The sequence below is a fragment of the Mycobacteroides sp. H003 genome (assembly GCF_001440135.1).
Taxonomy (GTDB): Bacteria; Actinomycetota; Actinomycetes; order Mycobacteriales; family Mycobacteriaceae; genus Mycobacterium; species Mycobacterium gwanakae.
Genome location: NZ_LJYL01000009.1, coordinates 85,179 through 105,120 on the forward strand (window position 1 = coordinate 85,179; position 19,942 = coordinate 105,120).

Annotated in this window: 6 protein-coding genes; 3 read left to right on the forward strand and 3 right to left on the reverse strand. The window is 65.0% G+C overall.

The window, feature by feature from the left end; translation table 11 throughout:
• Positions 1-10: 10 nt before the first annotated feature.
• Genes pe through AOT87_RS00770 form a run of 3 tightly spaced genes read right to left on the reverse strand, consistent with a single transcriptional unit; the run spans position 11 to position 5,705 of the window.
• Positions 11-1,177 (reverse strand): acyltransferase PE, encoded by a 1,167-nt coding sequence (gene pe / locus AOT87_RS00760; RefSeq protein WP_030094354.1) that lies wholly within the window; start codon positions 1,175-1,177, stop codon positions 11-13.
• 52 nt (positions 1,178-1,229) lie between these two features.
• On the reverse strand, positions 1,230-4,250 hold the full coding sequence (locus tag AOT87_RS00765; protein WP_057966586.1) for an RND family transporter: 3,021 nt from the start codon (positions 4,248-4,250) through the stop codon (positions 1,230-1,232).
• A 33-nt stretch (positions 4,251-4,283) separates the two neighbouring features.
• Positions 4,284-5,705 carry a condensation domain-containing protein gene (locus tag AOT87_RS00770; protein ID WP_081342987.1) on the reverse strand — a complete coding sequence of 474 codons (1,422 nt, stop codon included), beginning with the start codon at positions 5,703-5,705 and terminating at the stop codon, positions 4,284-4,286.
• 300 nt (positions 5,706-6,005) lie between these two features.
• On the opposite strand from AOT87_RS00770, the gene AOT87_RS00775 reads away from it, so the two are divergent.
• The 3 genes from AOT87_RS00775 to AOT87_RS00785 all read left to right on the forward strand — a co-directional run bounded on the left by AOT87_RS00775 (position 6,006) and on the right by AOT87_RS00785 (position 19,892).
• On the forward strand, positions 6,006-17,117 hold the full coding sequence (locus AOT87_RS00775) for a type I polyketide synthase (RefSeq protein WP_057968319.1): 11,112 nt from the start codon (positions 6,006-6,008) through the stop codon (positions 17,115-17,117).
• Positions 17,118-17,227: 110 nt separating this feature from the next.
• On the forward strand, positions 17,228-18,505 hold the full coding sequence (locus AOT87_RS00780) for an MFS transporter (RefSeq protein ID WP_081343143.1): 1,278 nt from the start codon (positions 17,228-17,230) through the stop codon (positions 18,503-18,505).
• A 10-nt stretch (positions 18,506-18,515) separates the two neighbouring features.
• On the forward strand, positions 18,516-19,892 hold the full coding sequence (locus tag AOT87_RS00785) for a DUF2252 domain-containing protein (protein WP_057968317.1): 1,377 nt from the start codon (positions 18,516-18,518) through the stop codon (positions 19,890-19,892).
• The last annotated feature ends 50 nt before the right edge of the window (positions 19,893-19,942 follow it).

The following is a 19,942-nucleotide window of genomic DNA, read 5'->3' on the forward strand; positions in this document are numbered from 1 at the left end:
CACGTCCGTACTAATTGGGAGGGGCTGAGCGTGTGCCGTTGCCCAGCACGGCCAGAGCGCCGCTGGTGATCTGTGAAAGCGGATCGGCACCGCCGCCGAATGTCGCTTGCGAGGCCGGCGCCGTGACCTTGGCGGGGTCAAAACCGCGCACCGGGTCCACCGCGATCGGCGCCGTCGCCGGGTCATCGTTACGGGAGTAGCCAGCATCCACTCGAGGCTGCAGTATTGCGTCGAGCCTGTTCAGCGTCTCCTCGGGAACGCCGAGGTATTTGAAACCCAGCACCAGGGGAAGGTGCTGTTCGGGGATGAAGTACGTCGTCGTCGTTCCTCCCCGGGAGTTAACTTCCGTCCGGATGTTCTGCGGCGGAACCATTTTCGGATTGGTGAAGGCAATCGCCGTATGGCCGGTGGCCAGACCCGCGATGGCATTGGCAACCGCAAACAGGTTGTCCGGCCGGTCCGGCCAGTCCGCGATGCTGTCATACGCGGAGATGAATTGGTCGGTGTGGTACTGGCTTTCGACCGGAGCCGGCACGGTGTAGTCCATGAACGGCACCACCGATCCGGGTGCGAAGTTCTGCGTCAGGAAGCTCTCACCGAACGGGTGCCGCGCGACCGGATCGCCGAACGTCGCGAACGTCAGTGAGTCCGGCGCCGGCGCGGTCGGATCGCTTGCCAGTGCTGACTTAACGGCGTTGAGTACGAGCGCCCCCTCGGAGAGACCCATCGCGGTGCCGGGACCGCCTGTGCGAATGGCGTTTTCGAGGTTGGGTTCGCCGACGTCGATCGACTCGCCGATGCTGGGGCCGTCTAGACCCAGGCCGGGCATGATCTTCTCCCCGACCGGGCCGATGCCGGGGAACAGGCGCTCCAGGGTGTGACCCTGGACCTGCCCAGCCGGGTACCAGATGTTTTCCCGCTTCATGCCCGGGAACCAGTCCTTGCCGGTCATCCGGATGTACTCGTCATAGGGGATGCCGAGCACGTGCGCACCGCCCAGGGCATATGCGGTCCGATCCGGCGATACCGGCGCGGCCATCGCCGTCCCGTCTGCCGCGATCCGGGGGATAGGCGGTCCGGGCACCTGTGGGTCATCGGCAACAGCGGACGGGATGCCAAAACAGCCTGTCATGCTGGCGACTACCAGCAGGGCCGCTCCTGCGAGGAGGTCTTTCATCCGTGCTCCTGACCGCTCGGCTTCATTTTCAGTGTCACATACATTTCTGGTGCTAGCCCGCCTGCGCCGCGGGCGCTGCGGGTGGCGGCGACGTCACCGATGGTCTTTGGCGCTTGCTGACCCGTGACGGCCACCAGTTGGCCCATCCCACCAACGCCGCGATGGCGGGCACGGTGATGGTCCGGACGACAAAGGTGTCCAGCAGAATTCCCACGCCGATCACGAAGCCGCCCTGGACCACGATTCCAATGCTAGAGAACAGCAGGCCACCGACCGACGCAGCGAAGATCAACCCGGCCGCGGTGATCACGCCACCTGTGGAATTCAGGGCGCGGATAATCCCGTAGCGCACACTGTTTGTGGACTCGTCCCGCATTCGTGACACGAAGAGCATGTTGTAGTCGGCGCCCACCGCGACCAGCACAACGAAGGCCAAAGGCGGCACCGTCCAATGCAACTGCTGGCCGAGCAGGAATTGGAACGTGAGCACCCCGATACCGATGGCCGCGAAATACGACAGCACCACCGACCCGACGAGATACAGGGGCGCCACGATCGCCCGCAGCAACACCATCAGTGTCAGCAGCACGACGATGAGTGTCGCCGCGATGATGAACTGGATGTCGTGCTGGTAGTAGTCGCGCGTGTCGCGCAGGGCAGTCGGAAACCCGCCCATCGAAATCGTGGCATCGGCCAGCGTGGTGTTGGGCTGAGCACCCTTGGCGACATCGCTGATTTGGTTGACCTGGTCCATCGCCTCGGGGCTGAACGGGTTGAGCTTCGTCTGAACGAGGTACCGCACGGAATGGCCGTCCGGTGAGATGAACGCCTTGGCCGCTCTTTGGAAGTCCGGATTGTTCAGCACTTCGGCGGGAATGTTGAATCCCGCTTGCGACGGGTCCGCGGCATTGGTCTTCATTGTCAGCAGGAAGGCCGATGCCTGGTTGAGTCCGTTGACGATCACCTTGATCTGCCCGACGAGCTGATCCACACCGCCGGCCACCTGCTGGCTACCGCCGGCCAGGCGGTCGGCCCCCTGCCGCAGCTGGTTGAGTCCGGCTTGCGGACCGCCGGGCTTGTCCAGGCCCATGGCCTGCAGCCCGTTCATGACGCTCATGAGCGAGGCGTTGAGCTTGGTTACCGTCGCGGAAAGTGTTGCTTTGTTGCCCGGTGAATTCCCGAGCTGATGAGCGAGCTGATTGATTTCGTCGAGGCGTCCGCTGTTGCGTTCGCCGACGAGTCGCTCGAACTGGCCGCGGGTGGTGGCGCAGGAGACGTCGGCATCGCAGACCGGGTTGGCCTGTAATGCGTTCAACACCGGGTTGATCCACGCGAACATGTCCTTTGCGGCGGAGAAGTTCCACCCCATGTCATTGGCGAGCGCGTTGATGGCATCGACGAGCTTGGCGGCGTTGTCTACATTCCGTACCAGTTCGTCGCCGCCCGATTTGGTCTTCAGCGAGTTGGACGCGTCGAGCAGGCTCTGCAGACCGGGGACGATCTTGTTGAGCTGGGTGCGCAGGTCGCCGAGGCTGCCGGCCAAGGTGTTGGCGCCGGCGGTGAGCCGGTTGAGGTCGCTGCTGCGCTGGCTGATCTGGTTGGAGCCGTCGGCCAGCCGGGTGCCGACGAGCCCTGCCTGATAGGTGGCTCTGAACTCGGGTGGCACCTCGCCGAGCGGGCGGGTGACGCCGCTGACCAGGCCGACGTCGGGAAGCTGAGCGATGCGGGACGCCATCTGTTCCAAATCGGCGAGAGCCTGTGGGGTGCGCAGGTCACGCGGCGACTGGATGAGGATGTATTCGGGAATGGACTGGCTGAGCGGGAAGTGCCGTTCCAACGCGGTGTACCCGACCGAGCTGGGCGCCGACGGCGACACGGCCTTGCGGTCGTCGTAGTTGTAGCGCGCCAGCAGGGCGCAGCTCCCCAGCAGGGCCAGGACCACCACACTGGCCACCAGGTGTGGAATCGGACGACGAACGATACGTATGCCGGACCGCCGCCAGAACTGCGCAGTGAGTTCGCGCCGCGGCCTGACCCAGCCGCGTGGACCGGCCAGTACCAGGATTGCGGGCAGCAGGGTCATTCCGGACAGGTACGCGACACCGATCCCGATGGCCGACGACACTCCGACCGTCTGGAAGACGCCCATCTTGGCAAAGCTCAAGAGCAAGAAGGTGATACCCACCGTCGTGGCGGACGCGGTGATCACCTTTCCGATCGACATCATCGCGGCGCGGACCGCCTGGTCGTAGGTCTTACCCGCCCGCAGATAGTCGTGATAGCGACTGATGAGGAAGACCGCATAGTCGGTGCCCGCGCCGGCCAGGATCGCGCTGAGGAACACGATGGACTGGTTTGAGACGCCGGCCCCGGTGAGCTGCGAGTAGGCCGCCACCACGGACTGCGCGATCACCAGCGAGGACCCGATTGTCACCAGTGGAAGCATCATCGTCAGTGCGCTGCGATAGACCAGCAGCAGCACCGCGAGCACCAAGATGGCGATCGCGAGTTCGATCGGTAGGCGGTCCTGTTGTCCTGCGACGGTGAGGTCGGCGACCGTGGCCGCTGGACCGGTGATGTGGACGGTCGTGGGACTGCCCTGGGCGCTGCGCTGGATGAGGCCGGTAACCCGGTTGTACGAGTCGAAGGCCTTGGGCGTACCCAACTCGCCCGCAAGGCCGATCGGCAGGATCCAGGTTTTGTTGTCCTGACTCGTCAGAAACTTTCGCAGCTCGGGTGTGCCGATGAAGTCCTGGACCGACACGACGCTGGTCAGGTCGTGTCGTACCGCATCCACCACCTTGCGGTAGGTCGCGGCGTCCTCGGGTCCCAGTCCGTTCTCGTTGATGAACACGACCAGGAGCAGGTCGTCATTGCTCGATTCGTGAAACGCCTCGGTCATCTTCTTGGCGGCCACGCTCGACGGAGCATCGGCCGGCAAAATGGCGAGCGGATGCTTCTCCGCCATTTCGGTCAGTGAGGGGAAGGTCAGCGGCAGGGCGATGGCCAGCGCCACCCAGGCGCCTATCACCGCCCATGGCCATCGCACCACGAGATCGGCTAGCCGCCGCATATCTTCCTCACCCTCATTCTGATGTCGCTCAAGCTACGCGACGCGTCCCCAGTGACCGCTGTCCGCGACTCGCCCGCACACCGACTTCATGGCCTCCATGTAGCGCAGCGCCGACTTCTCGGCGATCGGGTTATCGGGATGCATGATCGCCATCGCGGTCCCTTCCCCGTACCGGAATATGTAGATGGTCAACTGGTAGGAGAATCGGCCGTCCGGATAGATGCCGATGTTGTCGGCAAGGCCCAGCTCGCCCGCCGCGAGGATGGCGTTGAGCGGAGCGGCGCCACCGTGGAAGAAGTTCGACACCGGAAAGTTCGGTTCCGGCCACTTCAGCCACGGCGCCAATTCCAGGACCCGGTAGTACGGCACCCGGGACATGTCCAGACTCGAATCGAAGGCGGTCTGTGCGGCGTAGGCCGCATCGTTGAAAGAGGTTGCCGCGATCGGAACGGTGATCGGGATCAGGCCGGTAAACCAGCCTTGCGTCATGAAATTGTCGCTAGCTGTGCGTGAATCCCTCGGAGTCAGACCGTAATAGGTGACCGCCCCGGTGAATTCGTGCTCGACCAGGCCGAGGCAGGCGAAGAGACCACCGACGAACCGTGAGCCGGCAGTCGAGCAGGCGGACTCGAATCGGTCCGTCTGCTCCGGGCTCATCAGCGACAGGGAGGTCATGGTGCTGGTGGTCGCTTCGGCCGGGTTGCCCAGTGGAAGCGGGAACTCGGGAAACGTCCCATTGTTGTTCTCGGCAAAGTCGATCCACGCGCGTACCCCGGGCGAATCCAGGGTTAATGCCGATGTGAACTCGCGCTCGCGAGTGCAGAAGTCGTCGAAGCTGCCGGCATCGGGAAGCGTGAGGGCCTGCCCGCCTCCGCTCAGCGCGGAGTACATTCCGTTGGCTTCCATCATGGTGGTGCCAATCAACGTCGCATCACCATGTACGTGGTCCATGGCAGCGAAGAACGTGAAGTGGTTCTCGCTCTGGATGATTCCAAAGGTGAAGCATCCCCATTCCAGTGGGCTCGGTATGTCGATGACGTGGTTGCGTATTTCATCGACCGTCATATGCCCTTGTGTTACAGGCGCGAACTCGATTTCGCTTGGATCGCTGATGGAGTGCCGTACGAACGTCCCGTCCGCGGCGCGCTCGAACCAGCTGCGGAAGGTGTCATGCCTACGCAGGTATGCGTTGAGGGCATGGTCCATCGCGGCGATGTCGCACTGGCCCGCGACATCGCAGCTGGCGATTATTTGGCGCGAGAAGTTTAGGCCAGCTTCGTTCCGTTCGTAGTAATTTCGCAGATGTTGGCTCTGCATGTAGCTGACTGGCACCAAACTCACAGGTGCTTGCCGGGCGTTCTCGGCCGCGTCTGGGGTGGGGTGCCACGAGGTGACGGAGCCGGGGCTCAACGTCCATTCATCAAGTGCGCCAACAGTTATCGTGCCAATGCGCAAAGCGCCGTCCTCTCGCTCGGCCGGCCCCGCTCCGGCATCTCTCGTCGGTGGCCCAACATACCCTCGGTTTGACCGCACAACGCGCGGTCGGCCAAGACCCGGAAACCCCATGCGCCACATGGCATACCGGGAATAACTAGAACTTACTGTCCTAGTTACCACGAAGTTTGGGAACAACAGTGCGCACGATACTTGTTCGGCTAGAGTCGCGTTCGCACCCGCCGATGTCCAGAGTCACATTCTTGGTCCGACGATGTCGAGGGCCACTCTCCCCACCCGCCGACGCAAGGAGGCCACAGCATGGAATCCGCTGACCATCCGATCAATCCCGCCCCACGTTTTGCAATCATCGGATATGCAGCGCGTTTTCCCGGTGCCGCCAACGCGGACGAGTTCTGGGACGTGCTGCGTGAAGGCCGTGATGCGATATCGGAGGTACCCGCTGACCGGTGGGATGCCGATGAATTCTTTGACTCTGAACCCGGAGCTCCCGGCAAGGTCGTAACCCGTCGTGCCGGCTTCGTCGATGACGTAACGGGGTTTGACGCGCCGTTCTTCGGTATGTCGACGCGCGAGGTCAGACTGATGGACCCGCAGCACCGACTGTTGCTGGAGATGGCATGGCGGGCAGTGGAGCATTCCGGAATCGCCCCAACGGATTTGGCCGAGACCAACGCCGGCGTGTTCGTCGGTTTGGCCACCCATGACTACCTGGGAATGGCGTCCGATGAGCTGACTTTTCCGGAGATCGAGGCCTACATGGCCATCGGCACCTCCAATGCCGCGGCCGCCGGCCGCATCAGCTACCGGCTGGGGTTGCAGGGACCCTCGGTTGCCGTCGATACGGCGTGCAGCTCGTCATTGGTAGCAATTCATCAAGCGTGCCAAGCACTTCAACTCGGAGAGTGCGATCTCGCGCTGGCCGGCGGTGCGAATGTCCTGCTGACCCCGGCCACAATGATCACGTTCTCGCATGCGCACATGCTGGCGCCCGACGGCAAGTGCAAGACATTCGACGCGGCCGCGGACGGCTACGTGCGTGGTGAGGGATCCGGCGTCATCGTCATCAAGCGCCTTGAGGATGCGATCCGCGACGGTGATCGTATCCGGGCCGTGATCCGGGGCAGCGCGATTAACCAGGACGGCGCATCGGGCGGGTTGACGGTGCCCAATGGCGTTGCTCAGCAGCGTGTTATCGCCGATGCGCTCAAGCGTGCCGGTGTCGCGCCGAGTGACGTCGGGTATCTGGAGGCGCACGGCACCGGAACATCGCTGGGCGATCCGATTGAGGCCCAGGCCGCTGGCGCGGCCTACGGCATCGGCCGTGCGGCGAACGATCCGTTATTGATCGGCTCAGCGAAGACGAACATCGGACATCTGGAGGCGGCCGCGGGTATCGCGGGCGTCATCAAGGTCGTGCTGTCACTCGAGAACGAATTGTTGCCGCAGCACCGCAACTTTCAGAATCCGTCGCCGCACATCCCCTGGGACCGGCTCCCGGTGGAGGTCGTCAAGGAGGCCACCGCGTGGGAGCGCAACGGGCGCCCACGTATTGCGGGAGTTAGCTCGTTCGGGTTCGCCGGAACCAATGCTCACGTCATTCTCGAAGAGGCTCCGGTAGCGGCCGAGATCGAAACGGCCGAAGAGCCGGAGTCGACGGGGGACCGGTTCAGCATTCTGCCGCTGTCGGCGCGCACACCCGCCGCGTTGGTGCAGATCGCCGATCAATACCGCAGCTGGCTGAACGGGCACCCCGAGGCCACGTTGGCGGACCTGTGCTTCACCGCCGGAGTGGGGCGCGCACATTTGGAGCACCGCGCCGCGCTGGTGGTCAACTCCCGTGAAGCCGCCGTGGAGCTGCTCGGCGCCGTCGCCGATGACCGCCCGGCCCCGGGCCTGGGGCGTGGAGAATCCCATGACACGCCCAAGACGGCGTGGCTGTTCACCGGCCAGGGCAGCCAGTACCCGGGCATGGCCCGTGAGCTGTTCGACACCGAGCCGGTGTTCGCCGAGACGCTGAAGCGTTGCGCGGCGGCGGTGGCCGATGTTCTCGAAAAGCCGTTATTGGATGTCATTTTCGATGTAGACGGTCCAGATGCCGAGGCGACGCTGCGGCAGACCACCTATGCACAGCCCGCGCTGTTCGCAGTGGAGATGGGCTTGGCCCGGCTCTGGCAATCGTGGGGCTTCGAGCCGGATGTGGTGCTGGGTCACAGCGTTGGCCAGTACGCGGCAGCCTGCGTCGCGGGCGTGTTCAGCCTCGAGGACGGCGCTGCGCTGATGGCCGAGCGCGGCCGCTTGTTCGGCAGCTTGCCCGCCGGCGGGCGGATGGCAGCGATATTCGCCGCCGCCGAGCGGGTGGAGAGCCTGACTGACGATTTCCCCAGTCTGTCGGTTGCCGCTTATAACGGTGCCAACACCGTATTGTCAGGTCCCGCACAGGATCTGGAAAAGGCGGTGGCGGGGCTGGTCGCCGAGGGCATTCGGTGTGACTTCCTGGAGACCAGTCACGCGTTCCACTCGGCCTTGCTCGACCCGATCCTCGACGAGTTCGAGGCGTATGCCGGCAAGTTCAATTACAAGACACCACAACGGATCCTGATCGACAACCGCACGGGCACCGCGCTGGGCAGAAGTGTGAAACTGGACGGTGCGTACTGGCGCCGGCACGCACGTCAACCGGTGGAGTTCGCCAAGAGCGTGCGCACCCTCGCCGACATGAATTGCAAGGTGTTGTTCGAGATCGGCCCGCAACCGGTACTCACCGCCGCCGCGCTCCGCGCCTGGCCCGACCCGGCCACCGCGCCGCGGGCGATAGCCTCCTTGCGTCGAAACACAGCGGATCACAGGCAGATCACCGAAGCCGCTGCCGACGCGTACGTCCTGGGGCACCTGCCCGATTTCGGTGCGTTCCGGCACGGCCCCGCGCGAAAGCTCGACCTGCCCACCTATCCGTTCGAGCATCGCCAGTACTGGTTCAGTGATAAGCGAAACGCCGACAACCGCGACGCCACGAACCAGCAACAGCCGGCTTCCGGGCCGCGCACCGAGGCCGTCCGTCTGCTCGAGGACGGAAAGATCGAGGAACTCGCGAACCTGCTTGGCGGTACAAGCGACGACCAGCAGACTCTGGCGGTCCTCACAAAGCTTGCGGCAAAACATAATCAGCAACGCACCACGCAGACGATCGCGGATGCTCGCTACCAGTTCCGGTGGGACAAGTCGCCCACGCCGCTCGCGGGTGCGGATACCAGCACGGCTACCACCTGGCTTCTCGTGGGTGATGTAACCGGCGCGGCCGCGCCGCTGGTTGATGCGCTCACCGCACGTGGACAGCAGTACCGGGTTCTCGGGTTGCCGACGTCCGACGCCGACGAGCAGCAGCTTGCCGACGCGTTCCGTTCCGCGGTATCAGGCGATTCCGCGCTCCGCATCGTGCACGTCGCGGCCCTCGATGGGGGTACCTCCTCGGCGCGGTCGTTGCTGCGGATACAACACCAGATACTGGGCGGAACGCGACGGCTCTTCCGCGCGGCCGCGGCTGCTGAACTGCGGGCACCCATCTGGGTGATAACCCGTGGCGCCCAGCGAATCACCGAAACCGACACCGTGGCGCCAGAACAGAGTGCCCTGTGGGGATTCGGCCGTGCGGCAGCCCTTGAGCTTCCACAAGTGTGGGGTGGACTTGCTGATCTGGCCGATGCCAGTGCTGCCGAATGGTCACAGTTCATCAGCCGAGCTTCCGCATCGAGCGATGCCGCAGCCAGGGAGGACCAGATCGCATTGCGCGATCAGTCGGTCTACGTTCCTCGGCTCGTGCGGCGGGAGAATCTGCCCAGCGGTACTCCGCTGGAAATCCGCGACAACGGAACCTACTTGGTCACCGGCGGGTTGGGTTCGATCGGGCTGGAGATCGCCGGGTACCTGGCCGCGTGCGGCGCCAAGAATCTGGTGCTGACCAGTCGGCGTGAACCGAACGAGGCGGCACAGCAGCGCATCGACGCACTGGGTGCGCAGCACGGCTGCGAGGTCCGGGTGGTCACCGCCGATGTCGCGGACGCACATGACGTGGCACGCCTGCTGGCAGGCGTGCAGGCCGAGTTGCCGCCGCTGGCGGGCATCGTCCATGCCGCGGGGGAGATCGGCACCACCCCGCTCAGTGATCTCGACGACACCGAGGTAGACCGTGTCTTCGCCGGCAAGGTCTGGGGCGCCTGGCATCTGAGCGAAGCAGCGGCCGATCTGAAGCTCGACTTCTTCATCAGCACCTCCTCGATCGCCTCGGTGTGGGGTGGCTTTGGCCAGACCGCGTACAGCGCGGCCAATGCCTTCCTCGATGGACTTGCCTGGCGTCTGCGTGAGCAGGGTGTCGCGGGGACCAGCGTTAACTTCGGTCCGTGGACGGCAGGCATGGCCGACGCGGAATCCCGGGCGCGACTGGAACAACGTGGAATCAAGACGTTGTCCCCGTCCGATGCGCTGGCTGGCTTGGCGGATGTGGTGGCGGCTTCCCAATCGAATGGTGGGGCGCAGGGCGTCGTCGCCCGCATCGACTGGGCCCGTTTCCTACCGCTCTACCAGCAGGCCGGGAGACGCGCATTCCTGGCGGAGCTGGAGCGTGAGGTGCCTTCGCATCTGGCCACATCTCAGGGTGTCGCGCAGTCGGGCACGACGCAGCTGGTCGAACGGCTTGCGGGAGCTCCGGTACAGCAGCGCAAGAAGCTTCTGACGGACTACCTGCGCGATGCGGTGGCCGAGGTGACGCGCGTGGACGTCTCGGAGATCCGTGAGGACGCGGGGTTCTTCGATCTCGGCATGGATTCCCTGATGGCCGTCGAACTGCGCCAACGCATGGAACAGGGTGTGGGCAAGGAGATTCCGGTCACCCTGGTGATGGATCATCCGCGCATTTCCGATGTTGCCGACTATCTGCTCGGCGAGGTGCTGGGCCTCAGCGAACAAGCCAAGCCGGCGCCACAACAGGTATCGGCTGTCACGGATCGCACCGACGAGCCGATCGCGATTGTCTCGGTGTCATGCCGATTCCCCGGCGCGCCGGATCCGGAGGCCTTCTGGGAGGTGCTTTCCGGAGGCGTCGACGCGATTCGTGAGGTGCCCGAGGACCGTTTCGACATCGACGAGTTCTATGACCCGGATCCGGAGACCGCCGGCAAGACGTACACACGCTTCGGCGGATTCCTGGACGGTATCGATGGATTCGATCCCGAGTTCTTCGGCATTTCCCCGCGTGAGGCCGTCTGGATCGAGCCGCAGCAGCGACTGATGCTCGAAACGGTATGGGAGGGCTTGGAACGCGCCGGATACTCGCCGGCCGCGCTGCGCGGCAGCCGAACCGGCATCTTCGCGGGCGTAGGTGCCAACGAGTACGCGCACCTGCTGTCGTCGGAATCGATCGACAAGATTGAGCCCTACTTCATCACCGGTAACGCGCTCAACGCGATATCGGGACGTGTTGCGTTCGCGCTGGGATTCGAGGGGCCCGCGGTGGCAGTGGATACCGCGTGCAGCTCGGCGTTGGTGGCGGTCCACCAGGCCGTGCAGGCCCTGCACTCCGGTGATTGCGATCTGGCAGTGGCCGGTGGTGTGAACGTTCTGTTGAGCCCGGTGACAGTCATTGCCGCCTCGCGCGCCAGGATGCTTTCACCGGTCGGTCGCTGCAAGACGTTCGATGCGTCCGCCGACGGCTATGTGCGCAGTGAAGGCTGCGGGATTCTTGTGCTCAAGAGATTGAGCGATGCGGAGCGCGACGGGGACCGAGTCCTGGCCGTGATTCCGGGTAGCGCGGTGAACCAGGACGGCGCATCCAGCGGACTGACCGTTCCCAACGGAGGGGCGCAGCAACGACTCATCGGAACGGTGCTTGCGCGTGCCGGTCTGGCGGGCGGGGACGTCGATTACCTTGAGGCGCATGGAACGGGCACCCCGCTGGGTGATCCGATCGAGGTGCAGGCGGCGGCCGCGGCCTACGGTGGCTCGCGCGAGGCAGACCGGCCGCTGCTGATGGGCTCGGTCAAATCCAACATCGGCCACACCGAATCAGCTTCCGGTGCAGCAGGTCTCATCAAGGTGGTGCTCTCGCTCCAAAACGGGGTGCTGCCGCAGAGTCTGCACTTCGAAAAGCCGTCCCCGCACATCCCGTGGGAGTCGCTGCCAGTTCGGGTGGTGGACAAGGCCATTCCATGGGAGCCCAACGGTCGGCCACGGCGCGCCGGGGTGAGCTCGTTCGGATTCACCGGCACCAATGCCCACGTGCTCATCGAGGAGGCACCGCGACGGGCAGTGGTGACGGATGAAGGTGGCCCCGACGACACCGCCGCTACACCAGAAGTTCAGGGCGACAAGGTGAACGTCCTGCCGTTGTCCGCCAGGTCGCCGGAGGCGCTGGCCGCGGTGGCGCAGCGTTATGAGTCCTGGTTGAGCGCCCATCCAGAGGTCGACATCGAGGATGTCTGCGTCACCGCGGGGAGTGGGCGGTCGCACTTCGAACATCGTGCCGCTCTCGTCGTGGACTCGGTGGAGTCCGCGCGCGAGGGGCTGGCCGAGTTGGTTCAGAACCGGCTGCGCCCCGGTGTGGTTCGTGGCGAGCACACGAACCACCCGACAACGGCCTGGCTGTTCACCGGACAGGGCAGTCAATATCCCGGTATGGCGCGTGAGTTGTTCGACGCAGAGCCGGTTTTCGCCGAGACCGTCACACGCTGCGCGGAAGCCGTCAAGGACATCGTCGAGCGCCCCTTGCTGGAGGTGATGTTCGCCACCGATCGCGAAACGGGCGGAGAAGCCGGGAAGGTACTGCGGCACACGTCATTCGCGCAGCCAGCCATCTTCGCCGTAGAGATGGGTCTGGCCCGGCTGTGGCAGTCGTGGGGCATTGAGCCCGACGTGGTGCTGGGCCACAGTGTCGGCCAGTACGCGGCCGCATGCGTCGCCGGAGTGTTCAGTCTGGAGGACGGTGCGCGACTGATCGCCGAGCGCGGCAGGCTCTTCGGCAGTCTGCCCGCGGGCGGGCGCATGGTGGCCGTCTTCAGCGACGCCAAGCATGTCGAACAGATCGCGAGTGATTTTCCGCGTGTGTCGGTGGGCGCCTACAACGGACCGAACACCGTGCTGTCGGGTCCGGGCGAGGATGTGGAACAGGCGGTCGCGCGCTTCGAGGAGGAGGGAATCCGGTGCACCTGGCTGGAGACCAGCCATGCGTTCCATTCCGAGCTGCTGGACCCCGTCCTCGACGAATTCGAGTCGTACGCAGCGCAAGTACAGTTCGCGACTCCCAGGTTGCCGCTGGTGTGCAACCGCACGGGTGCGGTGCTGACGGCACAGACCCCGATCGATGCCCAGTACTGGCGACGGCATTCCCGTCAGCCGGTGCAGTTCGCCGAGAGTGTGCGCACCGTGGCCGCGCTGGGTTGCTCGGTGCTGATGGAGATCGGCCCGCAGCCGGTGCTGACCGGCGCCGCGGTGCAGGTCTGGCCGGAGCACTTGGCCGCTCCGCGCGCGATTGTCTCGCTGCGCAAGGGTGTTGGCGACCGACGCCAGATCGCCGAGGCACTGGCCGCGGCGTACGTCGGCGGTCATCGGCCCAATTTCGCCGCGCTGCGGCGCCACCCGCGTAACACGCTGGAACTGCCGACCTATCCCTTCCAACGCCGCCGCTTCTGGCCGAAGTCGTCCGGCGCCGCCATCGAAGGCGGGGGCGGCTTGTCCGCGGGCATACTGGGTCGAGGCGAGGACCTGGCCTCCGGCGATTGTGTCTACATCAGCCGGTTGTCGGTCAGGTCGCAGCCCTGGCTGTCCGACCACGTTATCTACGGCACCGTCGTCGTACCCGGCGCAACGTACGCCGCGATGGCCCTGGCGGCCGTCGGCACTCCGGCACGGGCGAAGGATGTTTTCTTCTACGAGCCGATTATTTTGCCGGAGAAGAGTTCTCGTGAGGTGCAGCTGACGCTGCATCCGCTGGAGGATGGCAGTGGGTCGAAGTTCCAGGTGCACAGCCGTCCCTACGGCGAACGCGATGTTGACTGGTCACTGAACGCCGAAGGCACCGTCGTGCCTGGTGTCGATGACAGCGCCGACGATGCGGCCGGCCAGTCCTCGGAGGCCGAGCCGGTTGACGCGGCCATCGAGCGGATGGAGCGCATGCGTCCGAACGAGCTGTTCGAAACCTTCGCTGATCTGGAACTGTCCTGGGGCCCAACCTGGTCCGGCTCTCTGAAGTCACTCTGGCTTGGTCAGGGTGAGGCCATCGGCGACGTCCTCGTCGGTGAGGAACTTGCAGAACAGCTCGGTACCGAGCCGATGCACCCGGTGCTGATGGATCTGTGCACCGGTGTGGCCTTCCCGGCGTTCCCGGCCCTGCTCGCGGCTGAGCAGGGCATCAACGATCTGTTCCTGCCCTTGCGGTACGGCCAGGTGACGTTGAAGGAAAAGATGCCACGGCGCTTCTACTGCCGGGCCCGGTGGCATGAGAGCGCGCTGGACAGCGAGACCCAGGTCTTCGATCTCGATTACCTCGATCGCGATGGCCGTCACCTCGGTGGGATTCGCGAGTTCACGGTGAAACGTGCGCCGCGTGAGGCATTGCTGCGTGGGCTGGGCGGCGATGCCACCCGCCTGCTGTACACCCTTGGCTGGCACGAGGTTCCGGTGCCAGCCGCGGAGGACGGCACCGCGACGGCAAGCGGTACCTGGCTGATCGCCGGGTTCGACGAGCTGGCCGCCAGGGTGCCGGGCTGCATCCCGTTCGATCGGACGAGTAATCCGGAACTTCTCGGACAGGTGCTGGCAGAGGCCAAGGAGCGCGGCGTGCCGTTCTCCGGTGTCGTCTGGCGTGCCGCCGCACCGGGCGCGCAGGAGTCGAGCACCGATGAGATCGCGCGTCTGGAGACCGAGATCGCCAACCTGCTCAGTGCTGTGCATACGGTGCAGAACGGCGCACAAAATGGCGTGAAACTTCCCGATGGTCTCTGGATCGTCACCGAGCGCGCCGTGGCCACCGAGTCGGGCGAGCCGGTTGATCCGGTGCAGGCTTCCCTGTGGGGATTCGGGCGCACCACCATCAACGAGGAACCGGCGCTGCGCGCCAAGCTCGTTGATGGTGACGGCTCACCCGAGGCTGTACAGGCGCTGGCGAATCTATTGGTTACGCCGGTCGAGGAGCCGGAAATCGCTGTGCGGCAGGGCAAGCTGCTCGCCTCGCGGTTGTTGCCGTGGTCACGCAGCGGCAATCTCACGGTGCCGCGCGGGAGCGACTACGCCCTGTTGCCCACCGAACGGGGTGCCATCGACAACCTGCGGATCACCGAGAAGGAGGTCGAGGCGCCGGACGAGGGCTACGTGCAGGTGCGGGTGGAGGCCGCCGGTCTCAACTTCCGTGACGTGCTCAACGTGCTAGGTCTGTACCCGGGTGACCCGGGCCCGATCGGCGGTGACTTCGCAGGTGTCGTCACGCAATTGGGTGAGGGTGTTACCGAGGTCGCGGTGGGTCAGCGGGTCTATGGCTCCATGCAGGGTGCCTTCGCCAGCCGGTTCAACGCACCGGCTCAGTTCCTGGCGCCGATTCCGGACGGGATCAGCGCGGTCGAGGCCGCCACGATTCCCGCTGCGGCGCTGACGGTTCGGCTCGCCTTCGACTGGGCGCAGCTGAAGCCCGGCGATCGCGTGCTCATCCACGCGGCCAGTGGTGGTGTGGGATTGGCTGCGATACAGATGGCGCAACAGTGCGGTGCCGAGGTTTATGCGACAGCGAGCACTTTCAAGCGTGCGACCGTGCGCAAGCTCGGCGTGAAGTATGTGTATGACTCGCGTACAACCGATTTCGCCGACCAGATCCTCGCCGACACCGATGGGCATGGCGTTGACGTGGTGCTCAACAGCCTCACCAGCGAAGGGTTCGTCGAGGCGACCGTGCGGGCCACCGCCAAGAACGGCCGTTTCGCCGAGATCGCCAAGCGTGATATCTGGACTTCGGAGCAGATGGCCGAGGCCCGCCCAGATATCGCCTACGAGATCGTCGCGCTGGACACGGTGATGTTCCAAGAGCCCGAACGTATTCGGGGCTTGCTGACGGAGGTTTCGGACGGTTTGGCAAAGGGGGAGTGGACACCACTGCCCGCTGAGATCTACCCGCTGACGGAGGCCAGGACGGCATTCCGCCGCATGCAGCAGGCCCGCCATATCGGCAAGATCGTGTGCCAGATGCCGAATCCACTGTCACCACAGCAGGATCGGACCTATCTGATCACTGGTGGACTGGGCGCGATCGGCCTGCACACCGCGTCGTATCTGGCTCAGCTCGGTGCCGGTGACATCGTGCTGACCAGCCGCCGTGCTCCAGATGTGGACGCGCAACGGTTGATCGAGGAGATCAGCGAGCGCTCCAAGGCCCGCATCCACGTCTTCACCGCCGATGTCGGCGAGGAGTCCGAGGTTGTGAAGCTGCTGGAGCGGATTCGGGCGGAACTGCCCCCGCTCGGCGGCATCGCGCATCTGGCAGGCGTGCTCGATGACGCCCTGCTGGGTCAGCAGAGCGTGGAGCGGTTCCGGACCACCTTGGCGCCCAAGGCGTTCGGTGCCGATTACCTTGACAGGCTGACGAAGGACGAGGATCTGGACTTCTTCATCGTGTCCTCCTCGGTGTCGAGCTTGTTCGGTTCGCCTGGTCAGTCCAACTACGCGACGGCCAATGCGTGGCTCGACGGTCTGATCGCGCGGCGCAGGTCGCAGGGTCTGCCCGCCACCGGCGTCAACTTTGGCCCCTGGGGGCAGGGAGGTATGGCCTCCTCGGAGGCGGCGACCGCGAACATCAGTGCGCAGGGCCTGATTCCGCTGGATCCCTCGGCGGCACTCGCGGCTCTGGCCGAGGTCATTGCCAACGGCACGGGCCAGGCCACCGTCATCAAGGCCAACTGGCAGCGTGCGGCGAAGGTGCTGGGCAGTTCGCGTCCGCCGATCCTGGACCTCGTGCTGCCGAGTGCCGTGGGCGAGGTGACCGGTGACAGCGAGTTGCTCAAGCAACTGATGGAGATACCGGTGCCGCAGCGGGCTGGTTTCGTGACCGAGTTCCTGCAGCGCGAGGTGCAGAACTTCTTGCGTCTGGCGCAGCCGCCGGCCGCGACGAGCCGGTTCTTGGACCTCGGTACGGATTCGCTGATGGCGATCGAGCTGCGTAACCGGCTGCACAGCCAGTTCGGCGGCAAGTTCACCATCAACGCGACGGCGGTGTTCGACTACCCGACCATCGGTGGGCTCGGTGAGTACCTGGTGGCGCAATTGCCGGATGCGGAATCCGAATCGCAGGAAGCACAACCCGCGGCGGAGCCAGCGCAGTCCGAGTCAGAGCCGGACACGGTGCCCGCGCCATCTGACGAAGTATCCGAGCCGGCGCGGTGAACCCGTAGCCGTCCAGGTAAGTTAGCCAGCCTGGACGGCTGCGGTATCTGTTGGCCGGTGACTAGTGGAGCGGGTGCGGTCTGAGTCGATTTTTTGCGGACATCACTCCTCTGCGCAACGCCGATTTCCGGCGTCTGTGGCTGGCCGGGGTCGTCACGGTCATCGGCGCTGGGCTCACGCTGTTCGCGGTCCCGGTTCAGATCTATGCGCTCACCCACAGTTCGGCGTACGTGGGACTGACGGGCGTTTTCGGTTTGGTGCCGTTGGTGGTGTTCGGCCTGTGGGGCGGCGCGCTGGCGGACCGGATGGACCGACGGACCCTGCTGATCATTACGGCCATCGGGCTGGGTGTTTCTTCGGTGCTGTTGTGGCTGCAGGCCGCGTTATCCGTCGACAACGTGTGGGTGGTGCTGTGCCTGCTCTCGGTACAGCAGGCCTTCTTCGCGGTGAATTCACCGACGCGCGCCGCGGCGATTCCGCGGATGCTTCCGCTCGATCAGCTGCCGGCCGCCAACGCGCTGAACATGACGGTTCAGCAGTTCGGGTTCATCGCGGGGCCGCTGCTGGCCGGGGTGCTGCTGAAGTGGGTGGATCTGTCCACCTTGTATCTGATTGACGCCATCGCGTGCTTGGCGCCGATCTGGGCGACAGTCCGGCTGCACAGGATGCCGCCGAGTAGTGCGTCAAAAGATCTGCAAGCCAACACTTCTGGCCTTCGTGACGTCCTTGAGGGCTTCCGCTATCTGGCCGGGCACAAGATCGTCCTGATGTCATTCGTGGTGGACCTCATCGCCATGATCTTCGGGATGCCGCGCATCCTGTTCCCGCAGATTGCCCACGAGGGGTTCGGTGATCCAGCCGACGGCGGCACCGTGATCGCGCTGCTGTCGGCGGCGATATCGGTGGGTGCGGTGATCGGCGGGGTGTTCTCCGGCTGGTTCCGTCGGATCGATCGCCAGGGTCTGGCGGTGGTGGTCAGCATCGTGGTGTGGGGGCTGGCGATGGTGGGTTTCGGGCTCACCGCGCACGCGCCGCTGCTGTGGCTGTCGCTGGTATTCCTGGTGATCGGCGGCATCGCCGACATGGTGTCGGCGGCCTTCCGGACAACGATCCTGCAATCGGTGGCGACGGACGATGTGCGCGGCCGCTTGCAGGGTGTGTTCACGGTGGTGGTGGCCGGAGGGCCGCGGGTTGCCGACTTCACGCACGGTGCGGCCGCCGCAGTCGTGGGTACGACGGCGGCCGCCGCCGGTGGTGGTGCGCTTGTGGTGGTGGGGGTGATCGTTGCCGCGCTCCTCGTTCCGGTGTTCGTGCGGTTCCGGACGTCGGACGAGATCACAGCGGAGGATGCGAGCGAGGCTGACCAGGACAAGGTGCAGCCCCAGTAGGTTTCACCCCATGGACGCTCTGACGCCAGTGGACTTGCGGCGACTTCCGCGGGACAAGCAGCTTGCTCTGGGCCGCGGGCTGCGTGACCAGATGCCGCGGCGACGCCTCGCGGAACTTCCCGATCAACCGCACCGGGATCCGATCGCGGTGCTCGCCGCGCAGAACACGTCCAGGATCCCGTCGCTGGTTCCGGTGCGCCGCGAGCGCATGTCGGAATCGCCGTTCGCGTTCTATCGTGGGGCGGCCGCGGTCATGGCCTCCGATCTTGCCGGCACGGCAACCACCGGGGTACCGATTCAGATCTGCGGTGACGCACACCTTTCCAACTTCGGGCTCTTCGCCTCGCGTGAGCGTGCGCTGCTGTTCGACGTCAACGATTTCGACGAGACCGCGATCGGTCCGTGGGAATGGGATGTCAAACGACTGGTCACGAGTGTGGCGATTCTCGGCCAGGAATTCGGGATGTCGGACGACGCGGTGCGCGCCAGCGCCACCAAGACCGCCGCCGCCTACCGCACCCGGATGCGCGAATTGGCGCAGCTGTCTGCCCTGGAGCGGTTCTATCTCAAGACGACCGCGCTCGAGGTGCTGGATCTGGTCTCGCGACTGTCCAAGAGCGCGTCCAAGCTGGCAACCGAAACGGTCTCGAAGGCCTCCCGCAACACCTCGCATCGTGCGTTGAAGAAGCTGACGGCGACCACCGTCGACGGTCGCTACCGAATCGTGGAGCAGCAGGACATTGCGGTCCGGGTCCCGGAGGTGGGTTTCTCCGAAGCCGCCGCGATGGTGGAGGAGTACTTCGGTTCGGTGCCCGAGGACGTCGTAGCACTGCTGGCATGCCATCAGTTCGAGGATGCGGTGGTGCGGGTGGTCGGTGTCGGAAGTGTGGGCACCCGTTGCTATCTCGCCCTGCTCACCGACGCCGATGGGTCGCCGCTGTTCCTGCAGATGAAGGAGACTTCGGCCTCGGTGATCGAGCCGTATTTTCCGCAGGAGTTGCGGCTGGATCACGGGCGCCGGGTGGTGGCGGGCCAGCGGATCATGCAGGCCAGCGGTGATCCCTTCCTCGGTTACGTGTCCTCGACGCGTCGCGGCAGCTTCTACGTGCGGCAGTTCCGCGATATGAAGGGATCGGTCGAGATCGCCAGTCTCACGGACCCCAACGACCTGGCGCTGTACGGGTCGCTGTGTGCGATGGCGCTGGCGCGTGCCCACGCTCAATCGGGTGTGCCCGGGGTGATTGCGGGCTACCTCGGCGCGGGGGCCGATCCCAATACCGCTGATGCGGCCTTCGCTGACTTCGCCGACGCCTACGTGCGCGTCAATCGTGCGGATCACCAGCGGCTGCTCGATGCTTCTGCGGAGCAGTGGCTGCCGAGCTCCTGATGTCCTAATTTGTGGGATACCCGACCTGGACGCCATTGCCCAGGTGGCGA